Annotated in this window: 21 protein-coding genes; 14 read left to right on the top strand and 7 right to left on the bottom strand. The window is 64.2% G+C overall.

Annotated features, from left to right (window positions below; all coding sequences use genetic code 11):
- Positions 1 to 16: 16 nt before the first annotated feature.
- The 3 genes from XW59_RS12590 to XW59_RS12600 form a co-directional block, all read right to left on the bottom strand.
- Positions 17 to 658 carry an MBL fold metallo-hydrolase gene (locus XW59_RS12590; RefSeq protein ID WP_047145714.1) on the bottom strand — a complete coding sequence of 214 codons (642 nt, stop codon included), beginning with the start codon at positions 656 to 658 and terminating at the stop codon, positions 17 to 19.
- 116 nt (positions 659 to 774) lie between these two features.
- Positions 775 to 1,050 (bottom strand): hypothetical protein, encoded by a 276-nt coding sequence (locus XW59_RS12595; protein ID WP_047145715.1) that lies wholly within the window; start codon positions 1,048 to 1,050, stop codon positions 775 to 777.
- A gap of 156 nt (positions 1,051 to 1,206) precedes the next feature.
- Positions 1,207 to 2,100 (bottom strand): branched-chain amino acid aminotransferase, encoded by an 894-nt coding sequence (locus XW59_RS12600; protein ID WP_047145716.1) that lies wholly within the window; start codon positions 2,098 to 2,100, stop codon positions 1,207 to 1,209.
- Positions 2,101 to 2,370: 270 nt separating this feature from the next.
- Here XW59_RS12600 and XW59_RS12605 point away from each other — a divergent pair, with 270 nt between their 5' ends.
- The 4 genes from XW59_RS12605 (at position 2,371) to XW59_RS12620 (ending at position 6,516) form a co-directional block, all read left to right on the top strand.
- A complete protein-coding gene (locus XW59_RS12605; RefSeq protein ID WP_047145717.1) occupies positions 2,371 to 2,910 on the top strand; it encodes a MarR family transcriptional regulator in 540 nt (179 codons plus the stop codon).
- 28 nt (positions 2,911 to 2,938) lie between these two features.
- On the top strand, positions 2,939 to 3,643 hold the full coding sequence (locus tag XW59_RS12610) for a response regulator transcription factor (protein WP_047145718.1): 705 nt from the start codon (positions 2,939 to 2,941) through the stop codon (positions 3,641 to 3,643).
- Positions 3,644 to 3,794: 151 nt separating this feature from the next.
- Positions 3,795 to 5,105: an ATP-binding protein gene (locus tag XW59_RS12615; protein ID WP_047146008.1), complete on the top strand. Its 1,311-nt coding sequence runs from the start codon at positions 3,795 to 3,797 to the stop codon at positions 5,103 to 5,105.
- Positions 5,106 to 5,199: 94 nt separating this feature from the next.
- Positions 5,200 to 6,516, top strand: coding sequence for an aminotransferase class I/II-fold pyridoxal phosphate-dependent enzyme (locus XW59_RS12620; protein ID WP_047145719.1), 1,317 nt, complete (start codon positions 5,200 to 5,202; stop codon positions 6,514 to 6,516).
- Between the two features lie 74 nt (positions 6,517 to 6,590).
- Here the strand turns inward: XW59_RS12620 and XW59_RS12625 are convergent, their stop codons facing one another.
- Positions 6,591 to 7,286, bottom strand: a complete 696-nt coding sequence (locus XW59_RS12625) for a fumarylacetoacetate hydrolase family protein (protein WP_047145720.1) — start codon at positions 7,284 to 7,286, stop codon at positions 6,591 to 6,593.
- A gap of 377 nt (positions 7,287 to 7,663) precedes the next feature.
- On the opposite strand from XW59_RS12625, the gene XW59_RS12630 reads away from it, so the two are divergent.
- The 4 genes from XW59_RS12630 to XW59_RS12645 are packed head-to-tail and all read left to right on the top strand — an operon-like array spanning position 7,664 to position 11,097.
- Entirely contained in the window at positions 7,664 to 8,680 is a 1,017-nt protein-coding gene (locus tag XW59_RS12630) for an ABC transporter substrate-binding protein (protein ID WP_052958149.1), read from the top strand.
- A complete protein-coding gene (locus tag XW59_RS12635) occupies positions 8,677 to 9,492 on the top strand; it encodes an ABC transporter ATP-binding protein (protein ID WP_137327020.1) in 816 nt (271 codons plus the stop codon). The genes XW59_RS12630 and XW59_RS12635 overlap by 4 nt, the downstream gene beginning before the upstream one ends.
- The gene (locus XW59_RS12640) at positions 9,489 to 10,346 is read left to right on the top strand and encodes an ABC transporter permease (protein ID WP_047145723.1); all 858 of its coding nucleotides are present in this window, start codon (positions 9,489 to 9,491) and stop codon (positions 10,344 to 10,346) included. Before XW59_RS12635 ends, XW59_RS12640 begins: the two co-directional genes overlap by 4 nt.
- Before the next feature lie 34 nt (positions 10,347 to 10,380).
- Positions 10,381 to 11,097 carry a GntR family transcriptional regulator gene (locus XW59_RS12645; protein ID WP_047145724.1) on the top strand — a complete coding sequence of 239 codons (717 nt, stop codon included), beginning with the start codon at positions 10,381 to 10,383 and terminating at the stop codon, positions 11,095 to 11,097.
- Positions 11,098 to 11,144: 47 nt separating this feature from the next.
- Here the strand turns inward: XW59_RS12645 and XW59_RS12650 are convergent, their stop codons facing one another.
- From XW59_RS12650 to XW59_RS12660, 3 genes are all read right to left on the bottom strand, one after another.
- Positions 11,145 to 11,504: a tRNA-binding protein gene (locus XW59_RS12650; protein ID WP_047145725.1), complete on the bottom strand. Its 360-nt coding sequence runs from the start codon at positions 11,502 to 11,504 to the stop codon at positions 11,145 to 11,147.
- A gap of 7 nt (positions 11,505 to 11,511) precedes the next feature.
- Entirely contained in the window at positions 11,512 to 12,012 is a 501-nt protein-coding gene (locus XW59_RS12655) for a YbjN domain-containing protein (RefSeq protein ID WP_047146009.1), read from the bottom strand.
- Positions 12,013 to 12,341: 329 nt separating this feature from the next.
- Positions 12,342 to 12,650 carry an accessory factor UbiK family protein gene (locus XW59_RS12660; protein WP_047145726.1) on the bottom strand — a complete coding sequence of 103 codons (309 nt, stop codon included), beginning with the start codon at positions 12,648 to 12,650 and terminating at the stop codon, positions 12,342 to 12,344.
- 147 nt (positions 12,651 to 12,797) lie between these two features.
- Here XW59_RS12660 and lgt point away from each other — a divergent pair, with 147 nt between their 5' ends.
- The 6 genes from lgt to XW59_RS12690 all read left to right on the top strand — a co-directional run bounded on the left by lgt (position 12,798) and on the right by XW59_RS12690 (position 18,446).
- The gene (lgt, locus tag XW59_RS12665; RefSeq protein ID WP_047145727.1) at positions 12,798 to 13,646 is read left to right on the top strand and encodes a prolipoprotein diacylglyceryl transferase; all 849 of its coding nucleotides are present in this window, start codon (positions 12,798 to 12,800) and stop codon (positions 13,644 to 13,646) included.
- Positions 13,643 to 14,731: a class I SAM-dependent methyltransferase gene (locus tag XW59_RS12670; RefSeq protein WP_047145728.1), complete on the top strand. Its 1,089-nt coding sequence runs from the start codon at positions 13,643 to 13,645 to the stop codon at positions 14,729 to 14,731. Before lgt ends, XW59_RS12670 begins: the two co-directional genes overlap by 4 nt.
- Positions 14,732 to 14,828: 97 nt before the next feature.
- The gene (pgeF, locus tag XW59_RS12675; RefSeq protein WP_047145729.1) at positions 14,829 to 15,623 is read left to right on the top strand and encodes a peptidoglycan editing factor PgeF; all 795 of its coding nucleotides are present in this window, start codon (positions 14,829 to 14,831) and stop codon (positions 15,621 to 15,623) included.
- The gene (locus tag XW59_RS12680) at positions 15,623 to 16,774 is read left to right on the top strand and encodes a Xaa-Pro peptidase family protein (RefSeq protein ID WP_047145730.1); all 1,152 of its coding nucleotides are present in this window, start codon (positions 15,623 to 15,625) and stop codon (positions 16,772 to 16,774) included. Before pgeF ends, XW59_RS12680 begins: the two co-directional genes overlap by 1 nt.
- A gap of 81 nt (positions 16,775 to 16,855) precedes the next feature.
- Complete coding sequence (locus XW59_RS12685; RefSeq protein WP_052958176.1) at positions 16,856 to 17,392, top strand: hypothetical protein; 537 nt, start codon at positions 16,856 to 16,858, stop codon at positions 17,390 to 17,392.
- Between the two features lie 121 nt (positions 17,393 to 17,513).
- Positions 17,514 to 18,446 (top strand): ribose-phosphate pyrophosphokinase, encoded by a 933-nt coding sequence (locus XW59_RS12690; protein ID WP_047145732.1) that lies wholly within the window; start codon positions 17,514 to 17,516, stop codon positions 18,444 to 18,446.
- The last annotated feature ends 9 nt before the right edge of the window (positions 18,447 to 18,455 follow it).

Raw genomic sequence — 18,455 nt, forward strand, 5'->3', positions numbered from 1 at the left:
CATTGGCGGGCTTTTTTCATGCCAGGAAAGGGTTGGAGCGGCGCTCGTCGCCGAAACGTCCGCCCGGCCCGTGGCCGCAGATGAAGCCGATATCGTCGCCGAGCGGCAGCAGCTTCTCCTTGATGGAGCGGATCAGTGCGGCGTGGTCGCCGCCGGGAAGATCGGTGCGTCCGACCGAACCGTGGAACAGCACGTCGCCGACATGGGCGAACTTGGCCGCCCGGTTGTAGAAGACGACATGGCCGGGCGCGTGGCCGGGGCAATGCAGCACCTCGAATTCATGGCCGGAGAAGGAAACCTTCTCCCCTTCGGTGAGGTAGCGGTCCGGCGTGCAGTTGCGCACCGGATCCGTGAGGCCGAACTTGCGGCCCTGATTGGCGAGATTCGCCAGCAGCGGCGCGTCGTCCTCATGGGGACCGACAATGTCCACCCCGAGCGCGTCCTTGAGCTCCATCGCCCCGCCGGCATGGTCGATATGGCCGTGAGTGATCCAGATCTGCGAGATCGTCAGGCCGTTGTCCCTGATCGCCGCGAGGATGCGGTCGACCTCGCCGCCCGGATCGACGACGACGCCGACCTTTTCGGCCTCGTCGAACAGGATCGTGCAATTCTGCTGGAACGGGGTGACGGGTATGATGCCGGCCCTGAGCTCACCCATGCTGGTCTCCTTTCGTGCTCATACCCGCGACATAGGCGGCATCTGGCGCCGCGTCCACACAAACAACAAAAAACGGGCGGCCCGGGAGAGGCCGCCCGCGAGGATTTGATCCGGGCTCAACGCTTGTTCATCGCGCCCATGATCGCGCCGATGATGGCGGTGAGGATACCACCACCGGCGACGCCGCCGATCGCGTCGCCCAGCAATCCGCCGAGCGCACCGCCACCGCCGGCAAGATTGTCCAGCAGCATGCCGCCGCCGACACCGCCTACCGCACCTGAAATGATTTTCACCACCTGGTTCATCGCGACCTGTTTGAAGGCCGCGCCGACCGCTCCACCACCAACAACGCCGGCAATCACCTGAACAATGATCGGAAGAAGCGCTTCCATGTGACGTTTTCCCTCTCTAAACCGGCTGGGATTCGGCCGGCGCGTCAGTGGAAGCCCGAATTATACCAAAGTCAAATGCCGTATGCCGGCAAGACAAAAGAAAAAGCGGCCCCGAAGAGCCGCTCGTCCTTGGTTTCGATACTGACGGCAGCCTCTTTACTCGGCCGCGACCGCCTTCTTCGGCTGAACTTCGTTCATGTAGTCATTCATCAGCAGACGGGTAATTTCGCCGACCTGGAAACGGTACTGGCCGATTTCGGAAACCGGCGTGACTTCGGCCGCGGTTCCGCAAAGGAAGCACTGCTCGAAACCTTCCATTTCCTCCGGCATGATCGCGCGCTCGACGACCTCGATGCCGCGCGCCTTGGCGAGACCGATCACCGTGCGCCGCGTGATGCCGTCGAGGAAGCAGTCGGGCTTGGGCGTGTGGATCTTGCCGTCCTTGACGAAGAAGATGTTGGCGCCGGTCGCCTCGGCCACCTGACCACGCCAGTCGAGCATCATGGCATCGGCATAGCCCTTGTCTTCCGCCGCGTGCTTGGAAAGCGTGCAGATCATGTAGAGACCGGCGGCCTTCGACTTCGACGGCGCGGTGCGTGGATCGGGGCGGCGATATTCGGCGATGTCGAGACGGATGCCCTTGAGCCGCTGCTCCGGATCGAAATAGCTCGGCCATTGCCAGATCGCGATCGCGCAATTGATGCGGTTGTGCTGGGCCGACACGCCCATCATCTCCGAGCCGCGCCAGGCGATCGGACGGACATAGGCGTCCTGGAAGCCCTGCATGCGCAGGAGCTGGCGGCAGGCGTCGTCGATCTCGGCGACGGAATAAGGTATCTTGAAGCTGAGGATTCGCGCGGATTCGTGCAGGCGTTCGGTATGCTCGGTCAGCTTGAAGATTTCGCCGCCATAGGCACGCTCGCCTTCAAACACGGCGCTTGCATAGTGCAGGCCATGGGTAAGTACGTGAATCTTGGCTTCCGACCATTTGACGAATTCGCCATTCATCCAGATATGACCATCCAACTGGTCGAAAGGAACGGATGCCATCGATATATCTCCCTAGGCATAGGTTTTTTGTTGGGCGCTCTACGCGCGCATTTGCTCCTCGGCGCAGGCGTAGCCAAACCTACGTCAAATGCGAGTTCCAATGAAGGAAGTTCCGGAAAATTCCGCCCAAACTTGCCTTTTCGTTCGCATTACGCCGAAAAGATTGGCAAAAATTACCACCACGTGCCATTTATGTCAACAAGGCTGACGTAAATTTGGACAATAAGTGAGAACCGACTTTTGACGACAGAGCGCAAGTCCCCCGTCGACATGCCCATCAGATCGCCGCTGAACGGCGAGGAAGGGATCGATTTCACCATCATAGAGCTGCTCTTCTTCGCCTATCGGGACTTCACCTCCGATCCGGACCAGATCCTTGCCGAATACGGCTTCGGACGCGCGCACCACCGCGTCGTCCACTTCGTCAACCGCCGACCCGGACTGACGGTCGCGGAACTGCTCGACGTTCTGAAGATCACCAAGCAGAGCCTGGCGCGTGTCCTCAAGCAGCTCATAGACACGGGCCATATCATCCAGGTCCAGGGTCCGCGCGACCGCAGGCAGCGCGAGCTCTACCCCACCGCCAAGGGACGCGCGCTCCTGATGGAGCTGGCAGCGCCACAGTCCCGCCGCATCGCTGATGCACTGGCGGAAGCAGCGACTGTCGACCGTGCCGCGATCGAAAGGTTCCTCAAGGCGATGGTGGATCCGGAACTGCGCGAGCAGATCGACAGGCGCTCGAAAGACGAGTTGACATCGAAGGATGAACCTCTCGACTATCGGCAAAGTGGAAAGCGCGAGGCCGGCTGACCTCAAGCCTTGAAAGCAAGGAGCACACATGGTGCAGGAAACGGTACCCCCGAGCGACGACGCGCCGCATCTTCTGGTCGTCGACGACGATACCCGCATCAGGAACCTCCTCAAGCAGTTCCTGGCCGAGAACGGCTATCGGATCACGGTGGCCGGCAACGCGGACGAGGCGCGGCGCAAGCTGGCGGGACTGGATTTCGACCTGATCATCCTCGACGTGATGATGCCTGGCGAAACCGGCGTGCAACTGACGAAGTCGCTGCGCACGGAAAAGGACGTCCCGATCCTGATGCTTACGGCGCTTTCGGAGACAGACAACCGAATCTCCGGCCTGGAAGCGGGCGCCGACGACTATCTCCCGAAGCCGTTCGATCCGCGCGAGCTCATCCTGCGGGTCAACAATATCCTGAAGCGCGGTGGCCCGCAGCCGACGCCGAAGGTTGAGCAGATCGTCTTCGGGCCCTATACTTTCCAGATCGCCAGGCGGGAACTGAAGAAGGGCGGCGAGATTCTGAAACTGACCGACCGCGAGCAGGAAATCCTCGCAATGTTCGCCGAGCGCGCGGGCGACACGATCCCGCGACACGAGCTGGTGGGCACGGATTCCGAGGTCGGCGAACGCACGATCGACGTGCAGATCAACAGGCTCCGCCGCAAGATCGAGCGCGACCCGTCGAATCCTGTCTGGCTGCAGACGGTGCGCGGAGTTGGATACAGGCTGAGCGTGGAATAGATTGTCGCCATGAATGGGCGGCTTTCCCGCCATCACGTTCGGGAAAGGGTTTATGGCGACTTCCGACCTATCGGCGGCCGACGAGACAGATGAAAAGGCGAAGCTGATCCGCAACCAGACGGTGCCGCGCGGCGGAACGGGCTTGTTCCGCATGATCGCCCGCTACATGCCGAAGCGGCTCTACGCGCGCACGCTCATCATTCTGATCGCGCCGATGCTGCTCCTGCAGTCGGTCATCGCCTTCGTCTTCATGGAACGGCACTGGCAGACGGTGACGCTCAGGCTCTCGACCGCGGTGACGCGCGACATCGCGGCGATCATCGACATGATCGAGACCTATCCGTCGGACGACAACTACGCCAACGTCATCCGTATCGCGCAGGAGCGGCTGGGGCTCAAGATCGACATATTGCCGCCCGACCCCTTGCCCCCGCCGGGGCCGAAGCCGTTCTTCTCGATCCTCGACGAGTTTCTCGGGCAGCAGATCACGCGCCAGATCAACCGGCCGTTCTGGCTCGACACGGTCGGCAATTCCAACATCGTCGAAATCCGCATCCAGCTCGAGGGCAAGGTGCTGCGCGTCTTTGCGCGCCGCAGCCAGACCTACGCCTCCAACACCCATATCTTCCTGTTGTGGATGGTGGGCACGTCGCTGGTGCTGATCGCGATCGCGGTCGCCTTCCTGCGCAACCAGATCCGCCCGATCCTGCAGCTCGCCGAGGCGGCCGAAAGCTTCGGCAAGGGTCGGCCGATGCCCGCCGATTTCCGTCCGCGCGGCGCCGACGAGGTTCGGCGCGCCGGCGTCGCCTTCATCCAGATGCGCGAGCGCATCGAGCGCCAGATCGAGCAGCGCACGGCGATGCTGACCGGCGTCAGCCACGATCTGCGTACCATATTGACGCGCTTCAAGCTCCAGCTCGCGCTGGGCGGCTCGAAGATGGATCGCGAGGCGCTCGACCAGGACATCGACGACATGCAGTCGATGCTGGAAGGCTACCTTGCCTTCGCCCGCGGCGAATCCGGCGAGGATGCCGGCGATTTCGACCTGCAGGTCTATTTCGACAAGCTGACGGAGGAGGCGAAGCTGCGCAGGCGCAAGCTGACGGCGACGCTGACCGGAAACCCGGAAATCCTGGTGCGGCCGAACGCCTTCTCGCGCCTTCTCGCCAACGTCATCGGCAATGCCTTCCGCTACGCGAAGAGCGTCGAGGTGACGGCGACACACGCGCGCGGCTCGCTGCTGATCATCGTCGACGACGACGGGCCGGGCATCCCGGCCGAGAGCAGGGAGGACGTCTTCAAGCCTTTCGTGCGGCTCGACGGCGCGCGCAACCAGGACGCCAGCGGCACTGGGCTCGGTCTTTCCATCGCCCGCGACATCGCCCGCAGCCATGGCGGCGACATTTCGCTGGAGGACAGCCCGCTCGGCGGCCTGCGCGCCGTGATCCGCGTGCCCGCCTGACATCACGCGCGGCGCGGACCTGGTCCAACGGTTCCGGCTTGCCGGCCCTCGCCTTCTGCCGATAGCCTGCCTGAAAAAAACCAGTGGAGGCGGCGTGACACATCTGGCTAAACGGGACTGGGTTCCCGCTCGGTGCGAAGCTTACATTCAGGAAATCGCGGCCGGCACTGCCGTCGACGCGGACGAGGTCGAGCGGCACATCCTCGAACTCGTCGACGAAAACCAGCGCATCCACGAGAGCGACTGCATCAATCTCAACCCCGCGACCAATGTGATGAACCCCAAGGCGGAAGCGCTCCTGGCCAGGGGCCTGGGCTCCCGGCCGTCGCTCGGCTATCCCGGCGACAAATACGAGATGGGCCTGGAGGCGATCGAGAAGATCGAGGTGATCGCCGCCGAGCTGGCCGCGGAGGTGTTCGAGGCGAAATATGCCGAGATCAGGGTCGGCTCAGGCGCGCTCGCCAATCTCTACGCCTTCATGGCGACCGCCAGGCCCGGCGACGCGATCATCGCGCCACCGGCCGAGGTCGGCGGGCACGTGACCCACCACAAGGCCGGCGCGGCCGGCCTCTACGGGCTCGACATCCACCCTGCCCCGGTGAATCGCGACGGCTACACCGTCGATCTCCCCGCGCTCGGCGAGCTCGCGCGCAGGACCAAGCCGAAGCTGATCACCATCGGCGGCAGCCTCAACCTCTTCCAGCATCCGGTGCGCGAAATACGCGCGGTCGCAGACGAGGTCGGCGCCCACGTGCTCTTCGACGCGGCGCACCAATGCGGGATGATCGCGGGCAAGGCGTGGAAGAACCCGCTGGCCGAAGGCGCGCATCTGATGACGATGAGCACCTACAAGAGCCTCGGCGGACCTGCGGGCGGGCTGATCGTGACCAACGACGCTGAGCTGGCCGAGAGGCTGGACGCCATCGCCTTTCCCGGCATGACGGCGAATTTCGACGCGGCGAAGTCGGCCGCCCTCGCAATCACCATGCTCGACTGGCGCGAACATGGCCAAGCCTATGCCGGGGCGATGGCGGATACGGCGGCGGCGCTCGCCGAAGCACTCGCGGCACGCGGCGCGCCGGTGTTCAGGACCTCGCGAGGCGCGACGACCTCGCACCAGTTCGCGATCGAAGCCGCGCGCTATGGCGGCGGACAGGCAGCGTCGAAGACGCTGCGGCGCGCCAACATCCTCGCCTGCGGCATCGGCCTGCCGATCGATCCCGTGGAAGGTGATCTGAACGGATTGCGGATCGGCACGCCGGAGATCGTCCGCTGGGGCATGACGAAGGAAGACATGCCGGAACTGGCCGAACTGGTCATACGCGGACTGGAGACGAACGACCCCGCGGCCGTGGCGAAGGACGTCAGCGCCATGCGCCGGAGATTCGCCACGCTCGCATTCGTGCGCTGAGCATCTAGCTCGTTGTGCAAAGGGTCGGAGGGTGCGTTTCTCCGGCACAAAGGGTCCGCTTCCTCCGGAATATTCTAGGCCGGACGCGGGCCGATCTTCACCGTGAGAGGCTCCAGCCCGTCGATCCTGCCAACCAGCACGTCGCCCGGCTGGACCGGTCCGACCCCGTGCGGCGTTCCGGTGAGGATGATGTCGCCGGCCTTCAATTCGAAATAGGTGGAGAGCGTGGCGATGATCTCGGGAACCTTCCAGATCAGGAGGTCGATGTCGGAATCCTGCCGCGTCTCGCCGTTGACCGTGAGGCTGATGCGGCCGCTGGAAATGTGGCCGACCTTCTCGACCGGCGAAAGCGGTCCGCAAGGGCAGGACTGGTCGAAGGACTTCGCGATCTCCCACGGCTTGCCGTCGCCCTGGATGTCGCGGCGCGTCATGTCGAGCCCGACGCCGTAGCCGTAGACGTGGTCGAGCGCCCGCGCCTCGGAAATGTTGTACCCGCCGGATTTCAGCGCCACGACCAGCTCCATCTCGTGATGGAAGTTCTCGGTTATGGTCGCGTAGGGAACCGTGGCGTTGTCGCCGACGATCGCGTCGGCCGGCTTCTGGAAGAAGATCGGCGGATCGCGCTCCTCGTTGCCGCCCATCTCGCGGACATGCGCGACATAGTTGCGGCCGACGCAATAGATGCGGCGCACCGGAAATCGATCGTCCTGCCCCGCCACCGCGAGGCTCGGCTGTTCCGGCGCCTCGATCACATACTGACTGCTGGCCATGTCTCCCCTCCTCAATTGCGGACACGCTGAGGAAGGAACGTAAGCACATAAAGATTGGTCATGCACGAAAAAATCTACGATCTTTCAAGTTCAGCCATTACATCTATTTATTATTGCAATGCACAACCCTTTCCGTAACGCCCGACACAAGAATTGTGTCGCAGGTGAAATGCGATACAATGCATTGTTTCCATGTGGGTTTTTGAAGATTATGGGAGAGTGTTCCGGCACCCCCTCTTCCTCCCTGAGACTCTTCTTGCGCCGCACAAATCTATTCTGCTGCGCACAAGAAATAGGTTTTTGACAGGGTAAGGCAAAAATGTAGATTATATCTTCGGTTGGCGCGGAACGCCGGCCGAACCACGGGAGGAAGTCAGATGAGAACGGGTCGGATACCGGGCCGCACCGCGATGGCGGCGCTGGTCGCGATTGCGTCGATCGTCGGCGCAAGCGCCTATGCACAGGAAAAGAACATCACCATCGTCGTGCCGAATCCCTCGGCGATCAACAATTTCCCGCTGCACGTCGCGATCGGCGAGGGCTATTTCAAGGAACAGGGGCTGAACGTCACCGTGGAGGCGGTGAACGGTTCGGCTTCGGTGCTGCAATCGATGGCGGCCGGCCAGGCGCAGATCGGCAATCCCGGCCCCGGCCCGCTTCTCGGCGCCCGCGCGCGCGGCGAGGACGTCGTCTTCATCTACAACCAGTTCCCGAAATCGATCTTCGGCCTCGTGGTCAAGGACGACGCGGAAGTGCAGTCGCCCGCCGACCTGAAGGGCACGACCGTCGGCGTCGGCACCGCCGACGGCGCCGAGGTCGGCTTCAGCCGCGCCATCCTTTCCGATGCGGGCCTCGAGGAGAAGACGGACTATGAATTCCTCGCCGTCGGCGACGGCGGAACGGCCGCGGCCGCCTTCCTCAACGACGAGGTCGTCGCCTACGCGGCGGCGGTGAGCGACGCGGCCATCATCGAATCGCGCGGCATCCCCCTGCGCGAGATCACGCCCGATGAGTTCCTTTCATTCTTCGGCAATGGCTGGGCCGTCACCCGCGCCTATCTGGACGAAAATCCGGACGTCGTGGAAGGTTTCGGCAAGGCGCTGGTGAAGGGAACGAAGTTCGGCCTCGATCCCGCCAACAAGGACAAGGTGCTGGAGCACGCGGCCACCGGCAATCCGCAGGAGGGCGAGGACAAGGAGTTCGCCGCGGCCCTTCTGACGGCCATCCAGGACCGCATGACGCCGCTCGACGGGTCCAACGGCTTCGGCTACCAGCCGCCGGAACATTGGCAGATGTGGCACGAAAGCCTTATCGAGACCGGCGCGATCGACAAGCCGCTGGAGGATCTCGAAGCCGCCTACACCAACGACTTCGTGAAGGCCTGGAACGAATGACCGCCGCGCGGCGGCTCGCCACCGAAAGCGCCGGCCCGCAGACGGGCCGGCCCGTATACGAACTGCACGGCGTGGCGAAGAGCTATGCCCGCCGCTCGCTGCATGCGCTGCAGAAGATCGACCTGAGCCTGACCGAGGGAAGTTTTTCCTCGGTCATCGGCCCCTCGGGCTGCGGCAAGACCACGCTCCTGAAGATCATGGCGGGCCTGATCCCGCCATCGGAAGGCGGCGTCTATCTGGAGGAGACGCCGGTCACCGGCACGCGCCAGGACATCGGCATGATGTTCCAGCAGGCAACGCTTTTTCCCTGGCGCACGACGCTGGAAAACATCGTTCTGCCGATCGAGATCCGCGACGGCAAGGCCGCCGCCCGGGCCAAGCACGACGAGGCGCGCGCCCTGCTCGAGCTGGTCGGCCTGAAGGGGTTCGAGAACCAGCGGCCGAGCGAGCTTTCGGGCGGCATGGCGCAACGCGCCGCGATCTGCCGTATGCTGATCACCAAGCCCGCCGTCCTGCTGCTCGACGAGCCGTTCAGCGCGCTCGACGAGCTTTCGCGCGACTTCATGAACATGGAGCTGCAGCGCATCTGCCTGGAACGCAAGGCGACGGCCTTCCTGATCACCCATTCCATCCCCGAGGCCGTGATCCTTTCCGACACGGTCTATGTGATGTCGCCGAGGCCCGGAACCTTCGTGGAAACGGTGCATGTCGATCTGCCGCGTCCACGCACTCTGGACATGATGACCGACCCGAAATTCGGCGACTATGTCCGCCGCATTCGCGCGCGGCTCGACGAGGGAGCTTTCCTATGACGACCGTAACCGGCAGCGTCGCGCGGCGACCCGATACCGTATGGAGCGAGCATGTCTCCTTCATCGACCGGATACCGCGCTCGATCGGCATGGCCGGCATCCTCATCGCCTTCATCGCCTTGTGGCAACTGGTTCATGCGCTCGGCATCGTCTCGCCGATCATCCTGCCGGGGCCGCGGGAGACCGGCGCGGATATCGTCTTCGTCGCCAAGAACCTTTTGTCGGGCGGCTACATGCTCGATGCGATGTGGATCACCATCAAGGAGGTGATCTTCGGCTTCCTGATCGCCTTGACGATCGGCTTCCTGCTCGGCGTGCTCGTCGGCGAATTCGCTTTCGGCGAGCGCGCGGTGCTTCCCTATCTGGTCGCGATCGATACCATGCCGAAGGTCGCCTTCGCGCCGCTGTTCCTGGCCTGGCTCGGCTTCGGCATCTCGTCCAAGGTCGCGCTTGCCGCCTTCATCGCCACCTTCCCGATCGTCGTGGGCACGGCCGCCGGCCTGCATGCGGCCGACGAGAACGCGCGCATGCTCTTCAGGACGATGGGCGCCAGCCGCCTGCAGACCCTGTTCAAGATGAAGCTGCCGCTCGGCCTGCCGCAGATGTTCACGGGGCTGAAGATCGCCGCCGTCGGCGTCATGGCCGGCGCCATCACCGGCGAATTCCTGGGCGGCGGCAAGGGCTTCGGCGAGCTGATCCGCGTCGCCGCCTCGCAACTCAACACGCCGCGCGTCTTCTCGCTGATCATCTTCCTCAGCCTGCTCGGCCTCGCGCTGTTCTGGTTCGTCGTGTGGCTGGAGCGCCGGCTGGTCTATTGGCATAAATCCAGCACGGGAGGCGCGGCCAGCGCATGAGGAACGGTGCGAAACACCACGCCTGGAGCGGCGCATGGCGCTGATCGGACAGCCGGACGTGAAGCAGGCGGGCGAAGTCCGCCCGGAGAAGGTGACGGCTGCGACGCAGGTCTATGGCGCGCTGCGACAGGACATCCTCAAGGGCATCCTGAAGCCGGGCCAGAAGCTGCAGATCGACCAGGTCGCCGCGCGCTACGGCGCCGGCGCCAATCCCGTCCGCGAAGCGCTCAACCGCCTTTCCTCCGAGCATCTCGTCGACCGCCACGACCAGCGCGGCTTCTTCGTGCCGCAGCTTTCGCTGGAGAGCCTGAGGGAACTGGTGAAGACACGGTGCTGGCTGGAATCGAAAGCGCTGGAGGAATCGATCGCCAACCGCACGCAGGCCTGGGAGGACAATATCGTCCTCGCCTTCCATCGGCTGTCACGCACCAGGATACGCCTGCCCGAGGAAGGCGGCGACAACAGCGAATGGGAGGTGAGGCACCGCGCCTTCCACAACGCGCTGATCGCGGCATGCGGATCGAGCTGGCTGATCGGCTTCTGCAACGAGATGATGGATCACGCCGAACGCTATCGCTACGTCTCGATGACGACCACCTATCCGCGTCGCGATTCGGACGAGGAGCACCGGCTGATCATGGAGGCGGCCCTCGACGGCGACGTGGAACTCGCCAAGCAGCGGCTGACGGATCAGTACAAGCTCACGCTGCGCCATCTGGAGGAGGAGCAGATCGACGGCGGAAGCGAATAGATGCCGCCATATGGGATCACGTCGAAAGTTGCGATCGCCGAAAATGCCTAGAACAGCTTGCCCCCGTTCGGCACCTTCTTGTCGATCGCGGCCAGAACCACCTCGCCTTCCTCGTCGGGAAAGCCGAGGGTCAGCACTTCGGACATGAACTTGCCGATCTGGCGCGGCGGAAAGTTGACGACCGCCATCACCTGCTGGCCGACCAGAGCCTCGGGCGTGTAGTGCTTGGTGATCTGGGCGGACGACTTCCTGACGCCGATCTCCGGCCCGAAATCGATCTGCAGCTTGATCGAGGGCTTGCGTGCCTCCGGATAGGGCTCGGCCATGACGATGGTGCCGGCCCTGATGTCCACCTTGTCGAAATCGGGAAAAGCGATCTGCGGACGCAACTCGTTGTCTGAACTCATGACTTGCTCAACAGGAACCTTGTGTTTCGAAAAGAACGTTGGAAAGCGCCTCACGCGCCGTCGAGCCGGACCAGATCACGAACTGGAAGGCCTGGAAATAACATTCGCAGGCTTCGAGCGCGCTGGAAAGCAGCACCTCGACCTGCTGGCTGGTCGGCTCCGCACCCCCGGCAAGCAGGAGCGACTGGCGGAACATGATCGCGCCTTCCTGCTCCCACAGGTCGAAATGGCCGAAAAGCATCTGCTCGTTGATCAGCGAAAGCAGCCGCAGGACCTCGAGCACCCGGTTCTCGGGAACCTTGATGTCGAAGGCGCAGGCCAGGTGCAGCGCCTCGAAATCCTCCATCCAGGAAAAGGAGACGTGATAGTCGCTCCATGTCCCGGCGACGGAAATGGCGATCTCGTCATCTCCCGTGCGCTCGAACGACCAGTCGTTCATGTTCGCCACGTGCTCGATCACGTCGACCGGGTGAAGATCGCGCGCGACGTCTAGTTCAAGGAGGCTCATCGACATTTCTCTTCCCCGTCATCCAATAGGGCGCCGTGCGCGCAAGACCCCAAAGCACACGCGACGCAAAAACAGCTACCGACGAAGGCAGGCTGGCGAGCAAGACATACGAGAGCTCTACCGGACCCCACGCCCGGCGCATGCGGCCCGCGAAGCGCGTTCCGAATCATGCAACAAATTCAGTCTATTGATGCAGAGTCGCGTGAACAGCCCTTTTTTGGGCAAGCGACCCTCGCGGGTGTGGATAGACGCCCGCGGAGCCTTTCAGGCGCGCAGCCTAAGCGACTCTCGGCAAAGCGTTTTTCGCGATCGGAGGATGTGGAAAAATCCTAGGGATTTTTTTTCGCGCGCGGCTTGGCGGCGGGCTTTTCGCGGCTCGACGAAGCCGCGGCGCCCAATTCCGCTTCGAGCGCTGCGAGCCGAGCCGCCAGCTTCTCGTTCTCGGCGCGTGCCTTCAGCGCCATCTCGCGCACGGCCTCGAACTCTTCGCGCTGGACGATTTCCATCGAATTGAGGATGCGTTCGGCCTGCCCGCGAAAGGCGGTCTCGACTTCGCGGCGCACGCCCTGCGCCGCGCCGGCGGCATCCGTCATCAGCTTGGCGAATTCGTCGAGAATGCGGTTCGGACCGGTGGACATGGCGAGAGACCTCTTCGGTTTCCTTGGGAAGTAGTTGCCTGCCGGCGGAAATGCAAGGTCATATTCTCGCCTCATGGCTCGCCTTGACCTCGACCTTCCTTCACGCGCATATGCTGTGCAACTTCAACCGGCCTGCGGAACAGTCAATTGACCGAATATCTTGCATTGCCGCTGGCGGCCCTGCCGTTTCCGAACATCGACCCCGTCATCTTCCAGATCGGCCCGCTAGCCATTCACTGGTACGGGCTCGGCTATGTCGTCGGCATCCTGTTCGCCTGGTGGTATGCGAAACGTCTGCTCGCCAACGACCGCCTGTGGGCGGACGGCAAGGCGCCCTTCAAGCCGGAGGACATCGACGATTTCCTGATCTGGGCCGCGCTCGGCGTCGTGCTCGGCGGGCGCATCGGCTACATCCTGTTCTACGATTTCCAGCGCTATCTCGCCAATCCGCTCGACATGCTGGCGGTATGGGAGGGCGGCATGTCGTTCCATGGCGGGCTGACGGGCGTCACGCTGGCGATGATCCTCTTCGCCCTCAAGCGCGGCTTCAGCCCCTGGAGCCTGTTCGATACGATCGCCGCCGGCGTTCCGGTCGGGCTGGGCGTGGTGCGCGTCACCAATTTCATCAATTCGGAGTTGTGGGGCCGCCCGACCGACGTGCCCTGGGCCTTCGTCTTTCCAACCGGAGGTCCGGAGCCGAGGCATCCGAGCCAGCTCTATGAAGCCGCGCTGGAGGGGCTGGTGCTCTTCATCGTCCTGCGGTTCCTCACCCATTCGGCGCTGAAGCTCAAGAAGCCCGGCTTCGTCGCCGGCGCCTTCATCACCGGCTACGGCCTGTCGCGCATCGTCGCCGAATTCTTCCGCGAACCGGACGCGCAGCTCGGCTATCTCGCCGGCAACTGGCTCACCATGGGCATGGTGCTGTCGACGCCGATGGTGCTGATCGGCCTCTGGGCGATGATGAGGGCCGAGCGCGCCGCCGCCCGCCTCAAATGACGACGCTGAAGGAGCGACTCAGACGGCTGATCGCCGCCGCGGGTCCGATCACCGTCTCGGACTACATGGCAACCTGCCTGTTCGACCCGCAAGCCGGTTACTATACGACGCGCGAGCCGTTCGGCGCAGCCGGCGACTTCACCACGGCGCCCGAGGTGAGCCAGATGTTCGGCGAGCTCGTTGCGGTGCGCCTCTATACGGCCTGGCGGGCCGCCGGAAGCCCGCTGCCCGCCACTTTCGCCGAGATCGGTCCCGGCCGGGGGACGCTGATGCGCGACATGCTGCGCACCCTCGGCAAGCTCGACCCGGACTTCATCGCCAGCGCCGATGTCGCGCTGATCGAGGCCAGCCCGCGACTGGCCGCGATCCAGAAGGAAACGCTCGCTGACGGACCGGGCGCCCCGCGATGGTTTCGTGAAACCGGGGAACTTGCCGAACGGCCGCTCATCATCGTCGGCAACGAGCTTTTCGACGCGCTGCCGATGCGCCAGGCGGTGAAGACCGCGCATGGCTGGCGCGAGCGCGTCGTCAGGCTCGACGACGAGGGCGAGCTCGAATTCGCCGCCGGCGCGGCCGAGCTCGATCCGGCCGTGCTGCCGTCCGCCGCCGCGGATGCGCCGACCGGGGCGATATTCGAATACGCCCCGGCGCGCACGGCGCTGATGGAGGAAATCGCCGCGACGATCGCCGCGCGGGGCGGTTTCGGCCTCTTCATCGACTATGGCTATACGGAGCCCGCGATCGGCGACACGCTGCAGGCGGTGCGCCGCCACGCCTTCGACGACGTGCTCGCCCATCCGGGCGAAGCGGATCTGACGAGCCATGTCGATTTCTCCGCCCTCGCCCAAGCCGCACGCGATCACGGCCTGCGGGCGAGCATCGCCACGCAGGGCGATTTCCTCCTTCGGATGGGTCTGCTGGAGCGGGCCGGAGCCTTGGGGGCAAGCACCGACGAAGCCGCCCGTGAACGGTTGCGCGGCGAGGTCGAGCGGCTCGCCGGCCCCTCCGAAATGGGCAAACTGTTCAAGGTGATGGAGGTCGCGCGGGTCGCCAGCGGGCCTTCCGCGTCCACCGGGGCGGATTGACTTGACGATGCCGCTGCCTCACGATCCGGCGACGGATCGGCCAAGGCGCGTCGACGCGCCTGTTCATTTTCTCGGCCGAAAGGGATAAAGGCTGCGCATGCTCGAGACTGTTCGACCGGACCCTATCCGGTCCCCAGTGCTGGAAAGATTTGCCTCCGACGGCATCAGGCACGGCTTCTTCACCAGGGTCGGCGGCGTTTCGACGGGGATCTATTCGGGGCTCAATGTTGGCGTCGGCTCGCAGGACGCGCCCGCCAACGTCGCCGAAAACCGCCGCCGCGTCTCCGAATGGATGGGTGTCGCGCTTGACCGGCTCGTCACCCTGTACCAGGTGCATTCGCCCGATGCACTCGTGGTGCGCGAGCCCTTTTCCGGAGAAAGGCCGAAGGCCGACGCGCTCGTGACTGATCGCCCGGGACTTGCGCTCGGCGTGCTGGCGGCCGACTGTGGGCCGGTGCTCTTCGCCGACGCCGAAGCGCGCGTGATCGGCGCTGCGCACGCCGGGTGGAAGGGCGCGTTCACCGGCGTCCTCGAGGCGACGGTCGAGGCGATGGAAGGCATCGGCGCCAGGCGCGATCGGATCGAGGCCGTGCTCGGCCCCTCGATCAGCGCTGGAAATTACGAGGTCGGTCCGGAATTCGTCGAACGTTTCACCGCGTCGGACGTTTCCAACGGGCGCTATTTCGCGCCCTCGGTCAAGCCGGGGCATGCGATGTTCGACTTGAACGGCTATACGGTGGACCGACTTCGGGCCGCCGGCGTTTCGGCGAGCCAGCTCGGCCGCTGCACCTATGCCGATGACGAGCTTTTCTTTTCCTATCGGCGCACCACGCATCGGAACGAACCCGACTACGGGCGCCAGATATCCGCTATCGTACTGGAGGAGCGTTGATGGCTCTGCATTTCGAGAAAACCGAATTCGACGCGCGCCGCGACAGGCTGATGATCGAGATGGCCGAGCGCAAGCTCGACGCCATGCTGCTTTTCGCGCAGGAAAGCATGTATTGGCTGACCGGCTACGACACGTTCGGCTTCTGTTTCTTCCAATGCCTGGTGGTGAAGTCGGACGGCTCGATGGTGCTGATGACGCGCTCGGCCGACCTGCGCCAGGCGCGCCACACCTCGACGATCGAGAACATCGTCGTGTGGACCGACCGCGAGGGCGTGAACCCCGCCGCCGAACTGCGCAACCTGCTCAACGATCTCGATCTTCTGGGCTGCCGCATCGGCGTGGAGTACGACACCCACGGGCTGACCGCCTATAACGGCCGTCTGCTCGACGAGGAGTTGAAGACCTTCGGCACGATCGAGGATGCATCGCGCGTCGTCAGCCGCCTGCGCCTGCTGAAGAGCGCCGCAGAGATCAGGAAGGCGGAGCGGGCGGCGGCGCTGGCCGACGACGCGCTCGACGCAGCGCTTCCCCTCATCAAGCAGGGCGGCGACGAGGGCGCGATACTCGCGGCCATGCAGGGCGCGATCTTCGCCGGCGGCGGCGACTATCCCGCCAACGAATTCATCATCGGCTCGGGCGCCGACGCGCTGCTCTGCCGCTACAAGGCGGGCCGCCGCAAGCTCAACAAGAACGACCAGCTCACCCTGGAATGGGCGGGCGTCTACCACCATTATCATGCCGCGATGATGCGCACGGTCCTCACCGGCAAGGTCTCCAAGCGCCACCAGGAGCTGTTCGATGCGGCACGCGACGCGCTTCTGGCGGTCGAAAAGGCCATGGTTCCCGGCAAGACCTTCGGCGACGTCTTCGACGCCCATGCGCGCGTGATGGAGGCCCACGGGCTGACCCGTCACCGGCTCAATGCCTGCGGCTACTCGCTCGGCGCGCGCTTCACGCCGTCGTGGATGGACGCGCCGATGTTCTATGCGGGCAATCCCGAGCCGATCGCGCCCGACATGACGCTCTTCGCGCACATGATCATCATGGATTCCGAAACCGAGACGGCGATGACGCTCGGCCGCACATATCTGACCACCGACGCGGCTCCGAGGCCGCTGTCGCGTTATGACCTCGACTTGATCGCGCAATAGCTACATTATGCGCATGGCAACAACCATCCCGAGCGCTCGGTATCGCGCGCCGGGATACGACGGTGCAGAAGGAGCATGGAGATGAGCAATCTCACCCTTTCGACCGCCATTCTGGGGGCTGTTCTTTGTCTGGCGGCCTGTGCGAGCACCCAGGACGTGCTCGAGCCCTCCGCCCTGACCGCGGAGCCGGCGAGCGGCACGCAGCCGAGCTTCCCGGCGGCGGGCACGCCCGCGGTCGCCGCGGTCACGACCGACGCCAGGGTGCAGTTCGCACCGGTGATCGGCGCGACGACGGAAGCAACCGGCCCGCTTTCGGCGCGGCTCTCCACCCGCGCGCAGGAACGCGGCATCAGCCTCGTCGCGGCCGGGGACACCTCGGCGACGCATGTCGTGAAGGGCTATTTTTCCGCGCTCTCCGACAATGGCGAGACGACCGTCATCTATGTCTGGGACGTGATGGACGCGGCCGGCAACCGGATTCACCGCATTCAGGGGCAGCAGAAGGCGCCGTCGCGGGGCGCCGAAGGCTGGCCTTCCGTAACGCCATCCACCATGGAAGCGGTCGCCGATAGTACCGTGGACCAGCTCGCTGGCTGGCTTACGGCACGTCCCGGCTGACACGAATGAGTGATATCGAGGCCATTTCTTCAAAATTGCGGGACGGAATCGGCCTTTTCGCACTTGCAATACGAGCGCACACCGCTAAAAGCCCCGTCATATCCTTCGCCAGGGAAATTCCATGAAGCTTTTTGCGGGCAATTCCAACCGGGTGCTGGCCGAGGCGGTCGCTCGATATCTCAACATTCCGCTCGGCAAGGCCAGCGTCAAGCGTTTCGCCGATCAGGAAATCTTCGTCGAGATCCAGGAGAACGTGCGCGGCGAGGACGTGTTCCTGCTGCAGTCGACCTCCTATCCGGCAAACGATCACCTGATGGAAATGCTCATCATGATCGACGCCTTCCGCCGGTCCTCGGCGCGGCGCATCACCGCGGTGATTCCCTATTTCGGCTATGCGCGGCAGGACCGCCGCGCTTCCGGCCGCACGCCGATCTCGGCGAAGCTCGTCGCCAACCTGATCACCCAGGCCGGCGCCGACCGTGTCCTGACACTCGATCTCCACGCCGGTCAGATCCAGGGCTTCTTCGATATCCCGACCGACAATCTCTTTGCGGTGCCGGTGCTGGCGCGCGACGTGAAGCAGCACTACAAGCTGCCGAACGTCACGGTCGTCTCGCCGGACGTCGGCGGCGTGGTGCGCGCCCGCGCGCTCGCCAAGCGGCTCGACGCGCTTCTCGCCATCGTCGACAAACGCCGCGAGAAACCCGGTGAATCCGAGGTGATGAACATCATCGGCGACGTGCGCGGCAAGGACTGCCTGCTGATCGACGACATCGTCGATTCCGGCGGCACGCTCTGCAATGCGGCGGACGCGCTGCTGGCGAACGGCGCGACCAGCGTCACCGCCTATATCACGCACGGCGTGCTTTCCGGCGGAGCCGTGGCTCGCATCACCGGCTCCAAGCTCAAGGAACTGGTGATCACCGATTCCATCCAGCCGACCTCCGCCGTGGAGGCCGCGCACAATATCCGCGTTCTCACCATCGCCGACCTGATCGGCGAGGCGATCTCGCGGACGGCCAGCGAAGAATCCGTTTCCAGCCTGTTCGACTGATCGGAGCAT

Source organism: Aquamicrobium sp. LC103, assembly GCF_001014615.2.
Classification (GTDB): Bacteria; Pseudomonadota; Alphaproteobacteria; order Rhizobiales; family Rhizobiaceae; genus LBCQ02.

What these genes read in the sequence shown, in the direction of transcription:
- XW59_RS12595 (WP_047145715.1), bottom strand. Translation starts at nt 1,050, where the DNA reads ATGGAAGCGCTTCTTCCGATCATTGTTCAGGTGATTGCCGGCGTTGTT.
- XW59_RS12640 (WP_047145723.1), top strand. Translation starts at nt 9,489, where the DNA reads ATGACGACCGTAACCGGCAGCGTCGCGCGGCGACCCGATACCGTATGG.
- XW59_RS12670 (WP_047145728.1), top strand. Translation starts at nt 13,643, where the DNA reads ATGACGACGCTGAAGGAGCGACTCAGACGGCTGATCGCCGCCGCGGGT.
- XW59_RS12645 (WP_047145724.1), top strand. Translation starts at nt 10,381, where the DNA reads ATGGCGCTGATCGGACAGCCGGACGTGAAGCAGGCGGGCGAAGTCCGC.
- XW59_RS12630 (WP_052958149.1), top strand. Translation starts at nt 7,664, where the DNA reads ATGAGAACGGGTCGGATACCGGGCCGCACCGCGATGGCGGCGCTGGTC.
- XW59_RS12635 (WP_137327020.1), top strand. Translation starts at nt 8,677, where the DNA reads ATGACCGCCGCGCGGCGGCTCGCCACCGAAAGCGCCGGCCCGCAGACG.
- XW59_RS12690 (WP_047145732.1), top strand. Translation starts at nt 17,514, where the DNA reads ATGAAGCTTTTTGCGGGCAATTCCAACCGGGTGCTGGCCGAGGCGGTC.
- XW59_RS12605 (WP_047145717.1), top strand. Translation starts at nt 2,371, where the DNA reads ATGCCCATCAGATCGCCGCTGAACGGCGAGGAAGGGATCGATTTCACC.
- XW59_RS12650 (WP_047145725.1), bottom strand. Translation starts at nt 11,504, where the DNA reads ATGAGTTCAGACAACGAGTTGCGTCCGCAGATCGCTTTTCCCGATTTC.
- XW59_RS12615 (WP_047146008.1), top strand. Translation starts at nt 3,795, where the DNA reads ATGATCGCCCGCTACATGCCGAAGCGGCTCTACGCGCGCACGCTCATC.
- XW59_RS12655 (WP_047146009.1), bottom strand. Translation starts at nt 12,012, where the DNA reads ATGAGCCTCCTTGAACTAGACGTCGCGCGCGATCTTCACCCGGTCGAC.
- XW59_RS12610 (WP_047145718.1), top strand. Translation starts at nt 2,939, where the DNA reads ATGGTGCAGGAAACGGTACCCCCGAGCGACGACGCGCCGCATCTTCTG.
- XW59_RS12685 (WP_052958176.1), top strand. Translation starts at nt 16,856, where the DNA reads ATGAGCAATCTCACCCTTTCGACCGCCATTCTGGGGGCTGTTCTTTGT.
- pgeF (WP_047145729.1), top strand. Translation starts at nt 14,829, where the DNA reads ATGCTCGAGACTGTTCGACCGGACCCTATCCGGTCCCCAGTGCTGGAA.
- XW59_RS12660 (WP_047145726.1), bottom strand. Translation starts at nt 12,650, where the DNA reads ATGTCCACCGGTCCGAACCGCATTCTCGACGAATTCGCCAAGCTGATG.
- XW59_RS12590 (WP_047145714.1), bottom strand. Translation starts at nt 658, where the DNA reads ATGGGTGAGCTCAGGGCCGGCATCATACCCGTCACCCCGTTCCAGCAG.
- XW59_RS12625 (WP_047145720.1), bottom strand. Translation starts at nt 7,286, where the DNA reads ATGGCCAGCAGTCAGTATGTGATCGAGGCGCCGGAACAGCCGAGCCTC.
- XW59_RS12680 (WP_047145730.1), top strand. Translation starts at nt 15,623, where the DNA reads ATGGCTCTGCATTTCGAGAAAACCGAATTCGACGCGCGCCGCGACAGG.
- XW59_RS12600 (WP_047145716.1), bottom strand. Translation starts at nt 2,100, where the DNA reads ATGGCATCCGTTCCTTTCGACCAGTTGGATGGTCATATCTGGATGAAT.